Origin of the sequence: Bradyrhizobium sp. UFLA01-814 (assembly GCF_046718885.1) — a bacterium.
GTDB lineage: Bacteria > Pseudomonadota > Alphaproteobacteria > Rhizobiales > Xanthobacteraceae > Bradyrhizobium > Bradyrhizobium elkanii.
In genome coordinates this window covers 1-16,223 of record NZ_JAQOSR010000117.1, presented here as the reverse complement: position 1 = coordinate 16,223, position 16,223 = coordinate 1, and the positions used below count along the sequence as shown (strand labels likewise).

Sequence of the window (16,223 nt, the reverse complement as noted above, 5' to 3'; positions counted from 1 at the left end):
GATGCTAGACCAATGGTGCGGGCTTTCCATTACCCCGGACGTCATGAACTTCGCGCGCGATACGCGAGCGACACCCGCCGCTCGCGTATCGCCGCAGGCATCCCACGCTATTGCAGCCGGGCCGCCCTCGCCTTTGCGGCCTTCACCGTGTTCTCCATCAGGCAGGCGATCGTCATCGGGCCGACGCCGCGCGGCACCGGCGTGATCGCACCGGCGACCAGCACCGCCTCGTCGAACGAGACGTCGCCGCACACCGCATAGCCGCCGCCCGGCCTCTCGACGCGCGTGGTGCCGACGTCGATGACGATGGCCTGCGGCTTGATCCAGTCGCCGCGCACGAGGCCGGCCTTGCCCACCGCACTCACCAGGATGTCGGCCTCGCGGCAGATCCTGCTGATGCCGCGGGTGTGGATATGGGTCTGCGTCACGGTCGCGTGCTCCTGCAGCAGCAGCGCGGCCATCGGCTTGCCGACGATGTTGGAGCTGCCGATCACCACGGCATGGGCGCCGGTGAGGTCTGGCAGGGTCGATTTGATCAGCCGGAGACAGCCGAGCGGCGTGCACGGCACCAGCGCATCGTCGCCGTGAAACAGCCGGCCGGCGTTCAGGGCGTGCAGGCCGTCGACGTCCTTGGCGGGATCGACCGCCGCCATCACGCGCAAGGCGTCGATATGCACGGGCAACGGCAGCTGCACGAGGATGCCGTCGATATCGTCGCGTGCATTGAGCGCCTCTACTCTGGCAAGCAGATCGGCCTCGCTGGCATCGTCCGGCAGGCGTGCGACCTCGCCGCGCAGCCCGAGCCGTTCCGCCATCCTGACCTTGCTCTGCACATAGATCTGGCTCGCCGGGTCACAGCCGACCAGCACGACCGCAAGCCCCGGTGCGCGGGGCAGCCGGTCGAGTTCGCCAGCAATCTTGTCGATGACAATTTGGGCATGCGCATGCCCATCGAGAATGTTCGCCGTCATGGCACCTCCGTTTCGAAGCGGTGCCCAGGCGCGCGGCGTTCAGTCTCTGCGCTCCCCGATGGTGGTCCATCCAAGCGCCAGTCGCGCAGATGGCGTCGTCATAGCCGCCCCGCCGGGCAAAGGCAATTCACGCTCTTCCGCGGGTCGAACGGCGACGAATTGCCCTCACTTTTGCCGGTGGATCGGTGCCGGGCGGATCGCCTCTGGGGGTAGGATTCGGGCAAGACTTGCGTTAAGTCTCGGCGCTTGCCGGGCTTTTCCGATCCCCGGCGCCATCCTTCCGGTCATCACGCCATTTCGGACATTTTCGACATGAGACATATCATCCTCGCGCTGGCGCTCTTCTGCCCGGCTGCCGCGCTTGCCCAAGGCACCACGCCGGCCCCCGCCGACGCAGACAAGCCGGCGGCGGCGACCTCGCAGCCGATGGTCGGCGACAAGCCGCTGGTCCAGGTCGGCAAGAAGTCGGCCGCCAAGAAGGGCGAGAAGCCTGCCGCGCCCGGCAAGCCGCAATCGGTCGCCCAGAAGCTTCAGGCCTGTCAGGACATCGACGACGCCACCAAGGAACGGCTGATCTGCTACGACGAGATCTTCAAGCCGCAGCCGAAGCCGAAGGCTACCCCGGCCAAGGGCGTCAACGATTGCCGCTTCGTGAGGGAAGAGGACGAGCGGCTGACCTGCTACAACGGCTTCGCGGACAAGATTCCGCGCCTGCCGCGCTAAAGGTAGCGAGCAGCGCTCGGACGCCGTCCCGGATCCGGCCACCCGCCTGATCGCGGACATGAAAAAGCCGCCGCAAGTGTTTGCGGCGGCGCATTGATTGCCGGCTGCGGGCGGCCCTTTCTTACCAGGTGCCGAAGCCGCCGAAGAAGCCCATGCGCTGCTGCTGCGCGACGCGGTAGGGCTGATACATGCCGGGCTGCGCCAGCCGCATCGGCTGCTGGGGATGGGCATGGTAGCGCGCGACCTTGCGCTTCTTCGGCGCCTGAGGCTGGGCCTGCGCCGGCTGCTCGGCCGGCTTTGCCTCGGCCGCGACCTTCTGCGCGTCAGCCTTCTCCGGCGGAATGAACTGGGCGAACGTATTGCGGACACGGGCTTGCGCCGACGCGTCACCCGAAGCCGACGGGACGGCCGCGGCGACCGCGTTGACCTGCGCCGGAACAATGGTCGGCAAATTGGTGTCGTAGACCACCCGCTCGGGCAATTTCTGGGTCGACTTGATGCGCACCATGGTCTTGTCGACGCCCGGCGACGACAGGCCCTGGTTCTGACCGGCGACCACGGCCTCCTGCGGCACGATGGAATTGACGACGAAGAGCAGCGCGAGCAGCACTCCACCAACGAACAGGAAATAACGCGCCACAGGCATTTTGGTAGCTCCCCCCGCGCAGCGGGCGCGGTTCATCTCGGCGCGACGACATCAGTCATCGCGCGGGCGATCTCATCGTCTGCGCATGATCACCCGGACGCGGTCCGCGCTCCCGGGTCGTTCGCTAACGGCTGGTTTATCAGTTAGTTCCTGTCCGGCCGTTACGGTTCACCCGGCAAGTCAATTCGCGGTCACTTTTTCGGGATGCCGGGAATTAAAGGCGGCTCGCCGTCACGACCGAACATTTCGCCTTGTTTGCGTTCACATTGACGAACCCGACCAACATCCGCGAATAGGTCTTGCGGCTTTTCATCGCGATCGTGTCGGAGATCAGCCGCTTGCGCTCGGTCAGCGGCCGACCGTCCCGACGGATGAAGGCGCAGGCGATCTCGATATCCTTGACGGCGAAATCATTTGCATTGCGCAGCGTCAGGGTGACGAGCGCCTTCGAACCCAGCCCGCCGCGCCGCCACGATTGCGAGGCGATCCGCAGCTTGTCCAGCGGCGACCTTTCGGCGCCAGGCCCGGACGGCCTGGCCTCCCCTGCCCCCTGTGAGGCGGTGGCCACGCCGACGGTGGTCGGCTCGTCCGCCGGTGCGGCCAGCGCATCCCGCGCGGCCTGATTTGTGATTTGGGCGGGTTGCGCGCCGGTAGAGGCGTTCTGCGCGGTGCGGACGATGCTGGACGACACCGGCCAGACATCCTGGTCTCCGGCGTCGCTCGGCTCGGGGAGCATGAACCAGGCGGCGATCCCACCGAGCGCAATCAGCGGCAGCAGCAGACCGGCGTAGAAGCCGCCCTCACCGAGACGTCCGGCGGCCAACCTTCGAAACGACGCCAAGCCGATCCGCATCGTCGTGCCCTCACCCTGGCGGCCTGATCGGGCCGCCCCCACACAGAGAGGAAGCCGCACCGCGCGGCTTCCGGGGCGGCCGCAGGTCGAGCGGCCACGCGAGACAATCGCTGACGGCCGCAATGGTTTCATTCCGGGACGACAATCTTGCGGCCGGCAGCACGGAGGGATGGCCTCATGGCCGGCCGCTCGCTAAGTTCGCGCCGCCCGAGAGCGAGCGCCGCGCGCCGAAGCGGCGCGAGAACAACAAGGAGATCGCAATGCCTGTCGTCACCTGGGACCACGTCCACCTGCGCAGTCCCGATCCCGAGGCCACCGCGACCTGGCTGCGCGACATTCTCGGCGGCGAGATCATCCGCGGCCCCGGCCGCATCGACGTCCAGCTCGGCGGCGCCAAGGTTTTCATTGCGGAGGTGACCCAGGGCGACGGCGTCAACGCTGCGCCGGTAACGCCCTATCAGGGGCTCGATCACTTCGGGCTCACGGTGAAGGACATCGACGCGGTCGCGGCCGAGATCAAGGCCAAGGGCGTCGAATTCACCAAGGAGCCGACCACGATCCGTCCCGGCGTGCGGATCTGCTTCATCCGCGGCCCGCAGGGCATCTCGATCGAATTGCTCGAGCGCGACCAGAAATACGTGTGAGCCACGCGTGCGGCGCTAGGTCATGCTGCCCGGCATGAAGCAGCGGATCGTCACGCCCATGTAGCTCGGAATCGGCCAGACCATGGCGCGACCGACCCGGTTGGGCTCGGTGACCACGGCCTCGTCGGGGACATCGATCCACGCCCCGTCGAGGCGGACACGATAGTGCCCGTCCTTGGATTCCCAGTCGACATCGCTGACTGCTGTGCCGTCGGCATCCGAACAGCACGGCCCTTTGCCGCTGCGCAGGCCGTCGAACCATTCCTTCAGCGGCGAATTGGCGTAGCGGCCGTCGGGATCGCGCGCCTGCGCGATTCGCACGGCCGCGACCAGCACCAGCGTTATCAACCCGAGGAATACGATGACGTGGCCCGCATGACGGGCCGAAGTTCCATTGAGCCTGCGAGGGCGTGCCCAATGGCCACCGGATTCAATCCAGTCAGACATGTGTTTGCTCCAGCACTCACCGGCCAGTGCAACCAGAGCTATGCATTTCGCGGGCCACTTTGATTCGCGCGTACGGTCCGCTGTCATCGCGCCGTCACACTGCCTGGCAGGAACCGAGGGTGTCACCCGAACGCGGGACACCCGGGAATCAACCTGCCGCATTGCACGAGGTTGCTCGCTTTGGCATAAAAAACCAACTGGCTTGCCGTGGGCGCGGCGGCCAGCAATCGGGACGTCATGAAGAACGGACTTTACTCAATTCACGTCACCCTGCTGGACGGTCGCGTCGGTAAGGGCAGCGGCGTCATTCTCTTCCGCGACGGCCAGATTCTGGGCGGCGACGCCTATCTCTACTACACCGGCAGCTACACGGTGAAGGGCGATGCCTTCAAGGGCGAGGTCCTTGTGCAACGCCACACGACGCCGCGTGACACCGACAACCCGCTCTTCGGCGGGCCTGCGCCCGTCGGCATCGGCGTCTCCGGCACCTTCACCGACACCCGCGGCACCATGAGTGGGACCGCACTGGTCGGCAAAGCGAGCCTGATCTTCGGCGCCACACTGCACAAGCTCGCGGATATCAATTAGCGGTGTGAAACCATCAGACCCGTCATCCCCGTGCAAAGGCTTCGCCTTTGTCGCTGGAGGCGCGAGCCTTGCGGCGCAATCGCGCCGCTGGGCGAGCCTCGAAGGATCGACGGCCACGAGCCGGGCCGCGCATCCTTCGAGACGCGGCTTCGCCGCTCCTCAGGATGACGGGGATAGCGCTTCGGCCAGTCCATCGAGCGAAGCGAAGCAATCCATGGTGCCGCAAGCAGAGCGGTGGATTGCTTCGTCACTTCGCTCCTCGCAATGACGCCGCGATGCGAAACCGCGCATCTATCCAACCCGTCACCCTGAGGAGCGCGCCCTTGCGCGCGTCTCGAAGGGTCGACGGCCAGCGGCAGGCCGTTCATCCTTCGAGGCTCGCTCTGCTCGCGCCTCCAGCGACAACGGCGAAGCATTTGCGCGGGGATGACGGAGCTGGAGCAAGCGCGCGGCTTGCCGTCGCCGCCCTACTCCGCGGCCTGCTCCAGCGGCGCGACGCGCGGCAGGATCATCTGGATGCGGGTGCCGTTGCCCGGTGCGGAATCCAGCGAGAGCCGGCCGCCGAGCCGCGTGGTGACGATGCTGTAGACGATGTGCAGGCCGAGCCCGGTGCCGCCCTGATCGCGCCGCGTCGTGAAGAACGGATCGAAGGCGCGGCGGCGCACGTCGAGGCTCATGCCGCAGCCATTGTCGGCGAAGATCACCTCGACATTGTCGCCTCCGGCGGCGTGGACCTGGATCTCGACCTCGCCGGCCTTACCGTCCGGGAACGCATGCGCGACCGCGTTGAGGAACAGATTGGTCAGCACCTGGCCATACGGCCCCGGATAGGAGTTCATGATCAGGTTCGGCTCGCAATCGATGTTGAGCGTCAGGTTGTGCTTGCGCAGGCCGGGCCGCAAGCTCATCACCACCTGCTCGGTGAGATCGCCGAGGTCGAAGGTGCGCTGGTCGGAATAGTTGCGGTCGGCGGCGACCTGCTTGAACGACTGGATCAGCTCTGCGGCGCGGTTGAGATTGGCGACGAGTTGCGAGGAGGCATCGCGCGCGGTGTTCAGGAAGTCGTTCAGGCTGGAGCGGCGCAGGTCGCCGCGCTCGACCTGGGTGGCGAAATTCGCGGTCTTGCGCTCCAGCGCGGACGCCACCGTCAGGCTGATCCCGACGGGGTTGTTGACCTCATGGGCGACGCCGGCCACCAGGCGGCCGAGCGCGGCGAGCTTCTCGGCCTCGATCAGCGAATTCTGGGTTTCCCGCAGATTGCGCAGCGCGGCCTCTGCGGAATCCCGCGCCTTGCGCATCTCCTGCTCGGAGCGCTTGCGCTCGCCGATGTCGAGCGCGACCGTGACGATGTTCTCGATGTCGCCCTGCGCGTCGAGGATCGGCAGCTTGTTGACCAGCCACTGCCGCATGTTGCCGGCGACGTCCTTGTACTCCTCTTCATAGAAGCCGAGCTCGCGGCGAGCCGACAGGACGCGCTTGTCGTTCTCATCGGTCTTGGCCGCGCCGTAGCGCGACATCAAATCGCCGGTGGTCTGGCCGATCGCGTCCTGCGGCTCGATGCCGAAGATCCCCGCCATGTAGCGGTTCATCAGCACGTAGCGCAGGTCGCGGTCCTTGACGTTGATGACGGCGGGCACCGTGTCGATGACCATCTGCAGCAGCCGCCGGCCTTCGGCGATCGCGTCTTCGGCGCGCTTCTGGTCGGTGATGTCGCGCACCGTGCCCTCGTAGCGGACCACCTCGCCCTCGTCGTTGCGGACGACGGTTGCCGAATCGGACAGCCACAGCACCGTGCCGTCGCTCGCGCGCACCTGATACTCGTAGTCGCGCACCATGCCATCGCGCTGCATCAGCTGCTGGTACTGCTCGCGCGCCGCCGGATCGACATAGACGGTGGTGGCGATGTCGTCGATGCCCTTGATCAGGTCTTGCGGCGTGCCATAGCCCATCATCCGCGCCAGCGCCGGATTGGCGTTGAGCAGCGCGCCGCCCGGCGTCGTGACGTAGATGCCCTCGACCGACGCCTCGAACAGCTTGTGGTAGCTCTCCTCGGCGAGCCGCTGCTCGGCGAGCGCACGCAGCGCCGCCTCGCGCGCGCTGTCGGCGTCGACCAGGGTCTGGCGGAACACTTCGGCAGCGCGTGCGATGTCGCCGATCTCGTTGTCGAGGTCGGCGCCGGGAATGAACGCGCTCTTCTCGCCGCCCGCGACCTTGCGGATCGAGCCCGCGATCCTGGCGAGCGGGCGGACGGTGCGGCGAACCACCAGCACCGACGCGAACAGGCCGATCAGCACGCCCGCCGTGCCGAGCACGATGCTCTGCCATTTTGCTTCAGCCAGCGTCCGGGCAAAATCGCGCGACAGCACGTGGCCGCGGCGAGAGCTGAGCTCGCGGAGCAGCTCGGTGACCTTCTGGATCAGCCGGCCTTCGGCGCCGAGCACCTCCTTGTCGATGTCGGCGATCTGGCCCTCGCGCACCGAGACCGCGATGATCGCCTCGGCATAATTGTCGACGGCGCCGCGCAGCGCGGGATCTGAGATGGTCATCGCCCGCATGCTCTGCGCGGCCTGCTCGGCGGCGGACGTGTTGTGCGCCAGCAGCGCGGTGGCAATCCGGCTCTGGGATTGCGACAGCGCATTGGCCAGCGCCGCATCGTTGCTCGCGGCGACCGCCTTGTCGAAGGCGTCGCGCAGCGGCGGCAGCCCGGCGACCAGCTCGGCGCGGCGACTGAGCAGCGCCGAGATGCGCTCGATGCCGTTGCGATAGGTCGCCAGACGCTGGGTGACGCCGTCGATCATGTCCTGCTGCTCGGGCGCCAGCTTGATGCGGGTCTTTTTCAGGATCTCGCTCAGCGACTGGGCCGCCTCCGCGACCTGGACCGACTGGCTGCCCGGCTCGGTGACAAAATCGCGCGCCGCGAGCCGCAGCTCGTTCATGCGGCGGTCGATATCCTCGGCGATGTCGCCGACGCTCTGCAGCCGCTGCAGCTCGGCGAAGGTCGTATCGATGTGGCGGATCGCGATCACGCTGGCGGTGGATGTGATGATGATCACAGCCAGGACCAGCAGGAAGCTGCCGAACGTGAGCTGGCCAATGGAGAGGGAGAACGCACGCGGCGCTTGCGAATTCGGCGGCAATTCAGCGGTCATGTCATCAAGGCCGGGGTCCAATGGGCCGCAATATACGGGAAATTACGGGCTTTGGGGAAACATGCTGAAGGGCCAGGCCGGCCGGTGTGACCTGTATCACCCCTCCCCGCAGCTGACCGCTTCCGGCACGGGCCAGTGGCAGGCTCAGTCCGGCGGGATGCCAGCCTCCTTGACCACCCTGGCCCACAGCGCAACGTCCGCCTTGATGATGTCGGCGAACTGCTTCAGCGGCGCGCTCCGGGCGTCGCAACCGGCGACATCCAGCTTCTTCCGCACCTCGGCGGAGGCCAGCGCGGTTTCCAGCGCCGCGCTGATGCGTTCGACCACCGGCTGCGGCGTGCCCGCCGGCACCACGAAGCCGAACCACGGCGTCACCTGCGCCTCGGCAAAGCCCTGCTCGGCCATGGTCGGCACGTCGGGAAAGTATTTCGAGCGGCCGTCGCTGATCGCGCCGATGATTCTGATGCTGCCGGATTGCACCTGGGCCAGCGCCTGGTTGGCCGACAGGAAGCTCGAGGTGATCAGGCCGCTCGCGATATCGGGCACCATCTGCGGATAGCCGCGATAGCCGATCGCGGTGACGTCGATCCCGGCGAGCCGCTTGAACAGCTCGAAGCCGAGATGGCCGGTCGAGCCCTTACCGGGATGGCTGTAGTTCAGCGTGCCCGGCTTGGCCTTGGCCAGCGCGACATAATCGGCGACGGTCTTCACCGGCAACGAGGTCGGCACGATGAAGAAGTTCGGGGCGAGGCAGATCTGCCCGACCGGCACGAAGTCCCTGACCGGATCCCAGCGCAGCTGCGTGTTCAGTGCCGGGCTTGCGGTGAAGAAGGTCGTCACCAATAGCCATGTGTAGCCATCGGGCGCGGCGCGTGCGACCTCCTCGGCCGCGATCGAGCCGTTGGCGCCGGATTTGGCCTCGACGACGATCGTCCCCTTCCACTGCTCCTGCATGTCCTGCGCCATGATGCGCGCGAACACGTCGGCGACGCTGCCCGGCGCGTAGGGAATGACGATGCGGATCGGCCGGCTCGGGAACTCCTGCGCGCGCACCGTGCCTGCCATCGCCAGCAACGCCATGCACGCACCGGCAATGAGGCTGATCCGCCGCAACATCGTCCCGTTTCCCGCCCTGTGATCTCGTTGCGGGCAGCATGCAGGGATTGCCTGACGGCAGCAAGGCGCCGGTTTCAGCGGGCGAAACTTCAGGCGGTGGCGATCTTGCGCGCAGGAATCGTCATCGCGGCGATGACGTCAGGCCGCCGCGATCCTTCGCGCAGGAATCGTCATCGCGGCGACGCCGATCACGACGCAGGCGAGCCCGATCCACGCCGTCGGGCTCAGCCGTTCGCCCAGCACCATGACGCTGAGCGCCACCCCGATCGGCACCCGCAAGTAAGCCTGCGCGGTGGTGCCGACCGAGCCGAGGGTCTGGATCAGGCGGAAGTAGATCACGAATGCGATCGCGGTCGAGAACACCGCAAGCGCCAGCAATGCGGCGAGCGACGTCGTCGACGGCGACAGCGTCCAGGGCCGCTCGACGACAAGGCTGAGCGGAACGAGGATCGCGGCGCCCGCGATCAGCGAACCCGCCGCCGGCGCCATCGGATCGAGCCCCTTGAAGCCGCGGCTGAAGATCGCGGCACAGGCGTAGCAGATGGTGGCGGCGACGATCGCGACCTCGGCCACGATCCCCTGCCCGAGATCGCGGAACGCATCGACGCCGACGATCAGGCAGATGCCGGCCATGCCTGATATCACCCCGAACAGCTTGCGCGGGGTCGCGGCCTCGTGGCGGGTGATCGCGGCGGTGAACAGGAAGGTGAAGATCGGCGACGCCGAATTGAGGATGGTGGCGAGCCCGGCATCGACGAAGCGTTCACCCCAGGCGATCAGCGTCCACGGGATCACGCTGTTGAGGCAGGCCTGGAAGATGAAGCGGCGCCAGGTGGCGCGATCGTTCGGCATCGTCACACCGCGCATCCGCATGATGACGAGCAGCAAGAGCGCCGCGATCGCGGTGCGCGCCGCGATCAGCGTGATCGGCGGGATGGTTTCGACGCCGAGCTTGATGAAAGTATAGGAGCCGCCCCACAGGGTGGCGAGCGCGAGCAGCAAAGCGAGCTCGAAGCCCATGTTGGGCTGGCGGGGGATCGTGGTCGTCATTCTGCAGATTCCGTCTCGATGCTGGAGACGGAAACTAGATCCGTGGGAGGTGATGATATTTCGATATGAGCCGAAGTGTGAAGAGAGCGCCCCTCTTTCCCATCGTCGTCCCGGCGAAAGCCGGGACCCATTACCACAGGGTTGTGTTGTTGGAAGAAGGTGCGGCCCCAGCGTCGCGCAACAATGAAGATCGGTGGTTATGGGTCCCGGCTCCCGTGCGCAATTGCGCACTAGGCCGGGACGACGCCGAGCGTGTTGCGCCGCCTGTGAGTCACGCACACGCCATCGCTCGGGACGACGCCCCTACCCCAGCGCCCCGACGTCGAACACCTCGCCGTCGTAGCCCGCTTCCTTGGGGATGCGGAGCTGGCGGCCGGTGGCGGTCTTGGTCATCACGGGCATCACGGCGACGATCGGCTTGCCCTTGCTGTCGGCAAGCGCGGCACCGACATTCGGCTGCTTGCCGAGCCGGATGAGGTTGCGCGTGGTCGGGAACGGCAGCTTGAAGCGGCCGGTCTCGCCGCCCTGCAGCGCCTCGCGGGTCGACACCCAGATCGAGTCGGTCGATTCCTTGCCGTCATGGGCGCCGAGCTGCTCGGGCGGCGCGGCGGCGAGGAAGAACCAGGTGTCGAAGCGTTTCGGCATGCCCTCCGGCGTGATCCAGTGCGCATAGGGCACGAGCTCGTCGAGCGCGAGCACCATGCCGTTGTCGGTCAGCACCTTGAGGAAGCTGATCTTGCCTTCGTTCAACGCCGCGCGATGCGCGGTCGCGATCTCGTTCGCCCGCTTCGCATCGACCAGGTCCTTCGAGCCTACCGGCCGCGCCAGCAGGATGCCGCTCTCCTCGAAGGTCTCGCGGATCGCCGCGATCCGGAAGCCAAGCGCGTCGCCGTCGAGCCCTTCTCCGCCGGAATAGAGCGCGGAATCGGCGGCGATCTCCTTGTCGTTCTTGTCGACGCTGCCGCCGGGAAACACCAGCGCACCCGAGTTGAACTCGATCTGGTGATGGCGAACCATCATGAAGACTTCGATTTCACGTGACGCCGCGCCGTCGCGCAGCAGCAGCACGGTCGAGGCTAGGCGGGGGGCAACAATCTCGGTCATGATTAGCCTGCTGCACTGGATTGCGGTTGCAGATTGGCGCGGCGGTCGACGCGCGCCACGCGGGAAAGTAGATAGTCGACCTCCGTCCTAGCCTGCGGCGTGATGACAGCACCCGGCTTGCGCTGCGCGCTGGAGGAGATGATGCCGCGCTTCTGCAGCACGTATTTGCGCACGGTGAGGCCGACGCCGGGCTGCTGTTCGTAGCGGATCAGCGGCAGATGCGCGTCGAACAGATCATGCGCCGCATCGCGCTTGCCGGCCTTGGACAGGTTGACGACGTCGATCAGCAGTTCGGGGAAGGCATAGCCCGTCATCGCGCCGTCGGCGCCGCGCTCCATCTCGAAGTCGAGGAACAGGCCGCCATTGCCGACCAGGATCGACAGCGGCCGCAGCGAGCCGTCCTTCTGGAAGTTGCGCAAGGTCGAGATCTTCTCCAGGCCCGGCCAGTCCTCGTGCTTGAGCATCACGCATGACGGCGAATCCATCACGATCTTGCGGATCACCGCGGGCGTGAACACGACGGTGAGCGTCAGCGGATAGTCCTGCAGCACCCAGGGAATATCGTCGCCGATCGCTTCCTGCGCCTGCTTGAAGTAGCCGATGATCTGGTCGTCGGTGCGCAGGTGCGGCGGCGGCGCGATCATGACGCCGGCGGCGCCCGCGTCCATCGACTTCTTCGCCAGCGAGCGCATCGTGGCAAAGCCGGGCGCCGAGACGCCGACGATCACCTGCAGCTTCTTGGCGCGCTTGACGAAGCGCAGCGCGACCTGCTCCGCCTCCGCGGCATCGAGCTTCGGCGCCTCGCCCAGGATGCCGAGCACGGTGACGCCGTCGCAGCCGACATCGGTGTAGAAATCGGTCAGCCGGTCGATCGATGCCTCATCGATGCGGCCGTCATCGTGGAACGGGGTCGGCGCGATCGCAAAGGTTCCTGCGGCCTGGGCGGTGAGTTTCATGGATGCCTCAATTTTTGATCGTCATTCCGGGGCACGCGAAGCGTGAACCCGGAATCTCGAGGTTCTCGGTGCGCAACTGCGCACCTGAGGGTTCGTCCTTCGGACGCCCCGGAACGACGTTTATCATCTAAAACCGCCGCGCGCCCATCTTGATCTGCTCCTCGGAGAAGAAGATATCCTTGGCGTGGGCGACGATGTCCTCGGCCTTCCAGCCGGTAAATGGCGGCTTCCAGCCCTCCATTTCCATCATCCTCATCTCCCGGACCCCGCGCGGGCCCGAGACGCCGAGGACCTTGCCGGTCTGGTCGCCCGACAGATCGCTGACCATGTAGAGCACGGCCGGTGCGATGCCGTCCGGGCCGAGCGCCGCACCCGGGTTCTCCTTGTAGCGGGGCAGATCCGCGGTCATGCGGGTCAGCGCGCCCGGCGCCAAGGTCCAGATCCGGATGTTGTACTTGCGGCCCTCGATCGCCAGCACGTTGGACAGGCCCCAGATGCCGCCCTTGGCGGCGCCGTAATTGGTCTGGCCGAAATTGCCGATCAGGCCCGAGGTCGAGGACGTGTTGACGATGACGCCGCCGCCATTGTCGCGCATCCATTTGAACACCGGCTGGGTGCAGCAGAAGGTGCCCTTTAAATGCACCTTCATCACCCTGTCCCAGTTCGCTTCCTTGGCCTTGTGGAAGGTCTCGTCGAGCAGGATGCCGGCGTTGTTGACTAGGATGTCGGCGCGGCCGAAATGCTTGATGGCGTCGTCGAACACCGACTGGCCGCCGGCCAAGGTCGAGATGTCGGCGCCGTTGGCGACCGCACGGCCGCCCTCGGCCTTGATCGCGTCGACCACCTTGTCGGCCATCGACTTGTCGGAGCCCGAGCCGTCGCGCGGGCCGCCGAGATCGTTGACCACCACGGCCGCGCCCTCGCGCGCAAACAGCTTCGCATAGGCTTCACCAAGTCCGCCGCCGGCGCCCGTGATCAGCGCCACCTTGCCGTCGAGTAATCCCATGGTTGTTTCTCCGTGTTGTTATTGATTGCCGTCATTCCGGGGCGCGCGCAGCGCGAACCCTCAGGTGCGCAATTGCGCACCGAGAATCTCGAGATTCCGGGTCTGGTCCTTCGGACCATCCCGGAATGACGGAAAGCTACGCCAGCACCGTCTTGCCGCTCTTGATCACGGTGACGCCGCGCGACTTCACCTTGGCCTCGAACGACACCACATTGCCGTCCTTCCACAGCTCCATGGTCACGGTCTCACCGGGGAACACCGGCGAGGAGAACCGCGCAACGTGCTGCTTGAAGGCTGACGGATCGAAGTCGGCGTAGGTCTGCAGCACGCCGCGGCAGGTGATGCCGTAGGTGCACATGCCGTGCAGGATCGGCCGCGGGAAGCCGGCCTTCTTGGCGAACTCCGGATCGGAGTGCAGCGGGTTGCGGTCGCCGCAGAGCCGATAGACCAGCGCCTGGTCGGGCCGCGTCGTGATGTCGACGATCTTGTCCGGCGCGCGCTCCGGCACCTTGTGCGGCTCGGGCTGGCCGTCGGACGGGCCGCCGAAGCCGCCATCGCCGCGGGCGAAGCGCGAGGCGACCAGCGTGGCGAGCTTCTCGCCCTTCTCGTCTTTCAGCACGGTCTGGTGGCGGATCACCGCGCCCTTGTCCTTGCCCTTGTCGAACACGTCGAGCACAGTCGAGTCGGCCGTGATGTGGGCCGCGATCGCGAACGGCTTGTGGAAGGTGATGTCGCGCTCGCCGTCGACCACCATGACGCGGTTGAGGTTCATCTCGCCGGGACCGGCGCCCCACGCCGCGACCGACGCAAACGTCGGCACCACCTTGAGCGGACGCGGCGTCAGCACGCCCTCATTGACGAAGGCGAGCTCGTTCTCGTCCATCGGATCGGCCCCCAAGCCGATGCCATAGGCATAGAGCATCACGTCGCGGTCAGTGTAGCTGTATTTCTGGCCGAGATTCTTCAGGGCCATCAGCTGTTCGTACACGATCGGCATTGTTGTTTTCTCCCCGAACTGTTCTTTCTTCGCCGTTGCGCATTATTGCGCCCTCTCCCCTTGCGAGAGAGGGCCGCACCGGCATCAAACGCAAACTCGTCTGGGAGAGGGGTTGGCTCCTCAAACGCATCTCTCGCGGAGAGAACCCCTCTTCCGGCAGCTGCGCTGCCACCTTCCCCCGCAAGGGGGGAAGGTACTTTTGAGGTTAGGCCGGCGTGAAGAACGGCAGCGGGGCGCCGTCGGTCGGCTTCCACACCACCTTGACCTTCTGGCCGATCTTCACCTTCTCAAGATCGCAATCGACGATGTTGGTCTGCAGCGACGGACCTTCCTTCAGCGTCACATAGGCGATCGCATAGGGACCGGTCGGCGACTTCCGCATAAGGCTGTAGGTGTAGACCGTGGCCTCGCCGCTCGACTCTTCCCACACTGTCTTGTCCGAGAAGCAGAACGGGCAGATCGCGCGCGGGAAGTAATGCGCCTCGCCGCAGGTGTTGCAGCGCTTGATCATGAACTTGCCCGCCTTCGCCGCTTCCCAGAACGGCGCGGTCTCCGGGTTGGTCACCGGGGCATTGTACTTCTTCGCTTCAGACATCACGCACGCTCCAGAATGCAGGTTGAGGCGGCGTGGCGAACGCCGAGCAGACCGCCGGTGCCGTGGGCGATCGCGAGGTCGCAGTTCTTCACCTGCACCTTCGGATGCGCTTCGCCGCGCAACTGGCGCACAGCCTCGAGGATTTTCGTCATGCCGCCGCGATTGACGGGATGGTTGCTGCACAGGCCGCCGCCATCGGTGTTGAACGGCAGCTTGCCGACGCCCGAGATCAGATTGCCGTCGGCGACGAACTTGCCGCCCTCGCCCTTCTTGCAGAAGCCGAGATCCTCGAGCTGCATCAGCACCGTGATGGTGAAGCTGTCATAGATCGAGGCGTATTTGATGTCCTTCGGCGTCACGCCCGCCTCCTCGAAGGCACGCGGACCGGACCACACGCCGGCGGAATAAGTCAGGTCGAGATCCTTGCCGCCGCGCGGGCCCTTCATCGCCTCGCCATGGCCGATCAGGCGCACCAGCGGCTTCTTCAGGCTCTTGGCGATCTCGGGCGTCGTGACGATCATCGCGCCGCCGCCGTCGGTGACGACGCAGCAATCCATGCGGTGCAGCGGATCGGAGATCATCGGCGAGTTCAGCACGTCCTCGACGGTGACGACCTCCTTCAGCATCGCATGCGGATTGTATTGCGCGTGATGCGAGGCCGCGACCTTGATCCAGGCGAGTTGTTCGGAGGTGGTGCCGTAGTCGTGCATATGGCGCATGGCACACATGCCATAGGCATTGTGCGTGGTAGCCCCGTAGGCGGATTCGAAATCGGCCTCAGCGCCCGAGGCGCGCGGCGGCATCGGGCCGGTGCGCGGTTTGCCCGCCAGCGTGACCAGCGCGACCGAGCATTTGCCGGCGGCGATCGCCTCGGCGGCGTGGCCGAGATGGATCAGATAGGAACAGCCACCGGTCTCGGTGGAGTCGACGTGACGCAGCTTCCTGGTGTTGAGGCCGAGATAATCGACCATCGGCCACAGCCCGCCCGGCGCATCGCCGGCGCAGAAATAGCCGTCGATATCGTCCTTGGTGAGCCCAGCATCCTCGATCGCGCCCTTGGCGACCTCGGCATGAAGCTGTGCTGTTGATTTATCGGGTGCGTGCCGGGTGGGATGTTCGTAGATCCCGGCAATGTAGGCCTTGCCCTTGATGGTCAAATCGCTCTCCGCTGGCGTTTCTTCGCTCGAGCGTTTTTCTGAACCGACGGCGCGACCTTGGCAAGCGCGGAAATATTCCGTCAGGCGAGACTGCGGCGTGTGCACCGTGCGCGCGCCCAAAACACAAATGTCGTCCCGGCGAAAGCCGGCAACTGTTATGTCGGTTTGGTCTGTAGGTACGGCTTTCGGTCTCGCATCATGGCATTGAGGACCGTGAGCAG

16 protein-coding genes and 1 riboswitch are annotated in these 16,223 nt (G+C 66.0%); of the genes, 3 read left to right on the top strand and 13 right to left on the bottom strand.

The genetic code is table 11. The annotated features are described in order from the left end of the window. Positions 1–107: 107 nt before the first annotated feature. The gene (locus PMN64_RS29335; protein ID WP_411783167.1) at positions 108–971 is read right to left on the bottom strand and encodes a bifunctional 5,10-methylenetetrahydrofolate dehydrogenase/5,10-methenyltetrahydrofolate cyclohydrolase; all 864 of its coding nucleotides are present in this window, start codon (positions 969–971) and stop codon (positions 108–110) included. Positions 972–986: 15 nt separating this feature from the next. Continuing rightward, positions 987–1,066, bottom strand: a riboswitch (ZMP/ZTP riboswitch). A 217-nt stretch (positions 1,067–1,283) separates the two neighbouring features. Here PMN64_RS29335 and PMN64_RS29330 point away from each other — a divergent pair. Further along, entirely contained in the window at positions 1,284–1,694 is a 411-nt protein-coding gene (locus PMN64_RS29330; protein ID WP_411783166.1) for a hypothetical protein, read from the top strand. 121 nt (positions 1,695–1,815) lie between these two features. On the opposite strand, the gene PMN64_RS29325 is transcribed toward PMN64_RS29330, so the two are convergent. Beyond that, entirely contained in the window at positions 1,816–2,340 is a 525-nt protein-coding gene (locus PMN64_RS29325; RefSeq protein WP_028339252.1) for a hypothetical protein, read from the bottom strand. A gap of 214 nt (positions 2,341–2,554) precedes the next feature. Then, on the bottom strand, positions 2,555–3,253 hold the full coding sequence (locus tag PMN64_RS29320) for a hypothetical protein (protein WP_411783165.1): 699 nt from the start codon (positions 3,251–3,253) through the stop codon (positions 2,555–2,557). Between the two features lie 200 nt (positions 3,254–3,453). Here PMN64_RS29320 and PMN64_RS29315 point away from each other — a divergent pair, with 200 nt between their 5' ends. After that, complete coding sequence (locus tag PMN64_RS29315; RefSeq protein WP_026192879.1) at positions 3,454–3,837, top strand: VOC family protein; 384 nt, start codon at positions 3,454–3,456, stop codon at positions 3,835–3,837. Between the two features lie 15 nt (positions 3,838–3,852). Here PMN64_RS29315 and PMN64_RS29310 read toward each other — a convergent pair whose 3' ends face one another. Next, on the bottom strand, positions 3,853–4,284 hold the full coding sequence (locus PMN64_RS29310) for a hypothetical protein (RefSeq protein WP_240537240.1): 432 nt from the start codon (positions 4,282–4,284) through the stop codon (positions 3,853–3,855). Between the two features lie 237 nt (positions 4,285–4,521). Between PMN64_RS29310 and PMN64_RS29305 the strand changes: the two genes are divergently transcribed. Beyond that, positions 4,522–4,872, top strand: coding sequence for a GrlR family regulatory protein (locus PMN64_RS29305; protein ID WP_026192881.1), 351 nt, complete (start codon positions 4,522–4,524; stop codon positions 4,870–4,872). 467 nt (positions 4,873–5,339) lie between these two features. Here PMN64_RS29305 and PMN64_RS29300 read toward each other — a convergent pair whose 3' ends face one another. From PMN64_RS29300 to PMN64_RS29260, 9 genes are all read right to left on the bottom strand, one after another. After that, positions 5,340–8,021 carry a PAS domain S-box protein gene (locus PMN64_RS29300; RefSeq protein ID WP_411783164.1) on the bottom strand — a complete coding sequence of 894 codons (2,682 nt, stop codon included), beginning with the start codon at positions 8,019–8,021 and terminating at the stop codon, positions 5,340–5,342. A 144-nt stretch (positions 8,022–8,165) separates the two neighbouring features. Then, the gene (locus PMN64_RS29295) at positions 8,166–9,137 is read right to left on the bottom strand and encodes a Bug family tripartite tricarboxylate transporter substrate binding protein (RefSeq protein WP_411783163.1); all 972 of its coding nucleotides are present in this window, start codon (positions 9,135–9,137) and stop codon (positions 8,166–8,168) included. Positions 9,138–9,275: 138 nt separating this feature from the next. Beyond that, entirely contained in the window at positions 9,276–10,187 is a 912-nt protein-coding gene (locus PMN64_RS29290) for a DMT family transporter (RefSeq protein ID WP_411783162.1), read from the bottom strand. Between the two features lie 303 nt (positions 10,188–10,490). Then, positions 10,491–11,291: an NUDIX hydrolase gene (locus tag PMN64_RS29285; RefSeq protein WP_411783161.1), complete on the bottom strand. Its 801-nt coding sequence runs from the start codon at positions 11,289–11,291 to the stop codon at positions 10,491–10,493. Positions 11,292–11,293: 2 nt separating this feature from the next. Beyond that, positions 11,294–12,247 (bottom strand): dihydrodipicolinate synthase family protein, encoded by a 954-nt coding sequence (locus PMN64_RS29280; RefSeq protein ID WP_411783160.1) that lies wholly within the window; start codon positions 12,245–12,247, stop codon positions 11,294–11,296. Between the two features lie 127 nt (positions 12,248–12,374). Then, the gene (locus PMN64_RS29275; RefSeq protein WP_411783159.1) at positions 12,375–13,253 is read right to left on the bottom strand and encodes an SDR family oxidoreductase; all 879 of its coding nucleotides are present in this window, start codon (positions 13,251–13,253) and stop codon (positions 12,375–12,377) included. Between the two features lie 136 nt (positions 13,254–13,389). Then, a complete protein-coding gene (locus PMN64_RS29270; RefSeq protein WP_411783158.1) occupies positions 13,390–14,250 on the bottom strand; it encodes a MaoC/PaaZ C-terminal domain-containing protein in 861 nt (286 codons plus the stop codon). Positions 14,251–14,455: 205 nt separating this feature from the next. After that, positions 14,456–14,845, bottom strand: coding sequence for a Zn-ribbon domain-containing OB-fold protein (locus PMN64_RS29265; protein WP_076831312.1), 390 nt, complete (start codon positions 14,843–14,845; stop codon positions 14,456–14,458). Beyond that, positions 14,845–16,002: a thiolase domain-containing protein gene (locus tag PMN64_RS29260; protein WP_018272091.1), complete on the bottom strand. Its 1,158-nt coding sequence runs from the start codon at positions 16,000–16,002 to the stop codon at positions 14,845–14,847. The genes PMN64_RS29265 and PMN64_RS29260 overlap by 1 nt, the downstream gene beginning before the upstream one ends. Between the last annotated feature and the right edge of the window lie 221 nt (positions 16,003–16,223).

Bases quoted from the DNA above. Each gene is read 5' to 3' on its own strand.
- PMN64_RS29330 (WP_411783166.1), top strand. From the start codon at position 1,284: ATGAGACATATCATCCTCGCGCTGGCGCTCTTCTGCCCGGCTGCCGCG.
- PMN64_RS29335 (WP_411783167.1), bottom strand. From the start codon at position 971: ATGACGGCGAACATTCTCGATGGGCATGCGCATGCCCAAATTGTCATC.
- PMN64_RS29270 (WP_411783158.1), bottom strand. From the start codon at position 14,250: ATGCCGATCGTGTACGAACAGCTGATGGCCCTGAAGAATCTCGGCCAG.
- PMN64_RS29300 (WP_411783164.1), bottom strand. From the start codon at position 8,021: ATGACCGCTGAATTGCCGCCGAATTCGCAAGCGCCGCGTGCGTTCTCC.
- PMN64_RS29280 (WP_411783160.1), bottom strand. From the start codon at position 12,247: ATGAAACTCACCGCCCAGGCCGCAGGAACCTTTGCGATCGCGCCGACC.
- PMN64_RS29285 (WP_411783161.1), bottom strand. From the start codon at position 11,291: ATGACCGAGATTGTTGCCCCCCGCCTAGCCTCGACCGTGCTGCTGCTG.
- PMN64_RS29305 (WP_026192881.1), top strand. From the start codon at position 4,522: ATGAAGAACGGACTTTACTCAATTCACGTCACCCTGCTGGACGGTCGC.
- PMN64_RS29315 (WP_026192879.1), top strand. From the start codon at position 3,454: ATGCCTGTCGTCACCTGGGACCACGTCCACCTGCGCAGTCCCGATCCC.
- PMN64_RS29295 (WP_411783163.1), bottom strand. From the start codon at position 9,137: ATGTTGCGGCGGATCAGCCTCATTGCCGGTGCGTGCATGGCGTTGCTG.
- PMN64_RS29325 (WP_028339252.1), bottom strand. From the start codon at position 2,340: ATGCCTGTGGCGCGTTATTTCCTGTTCGTTGGTGGAGTGCTGCTCGCG.
- PMN64_RS29275 (WP_411783159.1), bottom strand. From the start codon at position 13,253: ATGGGATTACTCGACGGCAAGGTGGCGCTGATCACGGGCGCCGGCGGC.
- PMN64_RS29265 (WP_076831312.1), bottom strand. From the start codon at position 14,845: ATGTCTGAAGCGAAGAAGTACAATGCCCCGGTGACCAACCCGGAGACC.
- PMN64_RS29290 (WP_411783162.1), bottom strand. From the start codon at position 10,187: ATGACGACCACGATCCCCCGCCAGCCCAACATGGGCTTCGAGCTCGCT.
- PMN64_RS29310 (WP_240537240.1), bottom strand. From the start codon at position 4,284: ATGTCTGACTGGATTGAATCCGGTGGCCATTGGGCACGCCCTCGCAGG.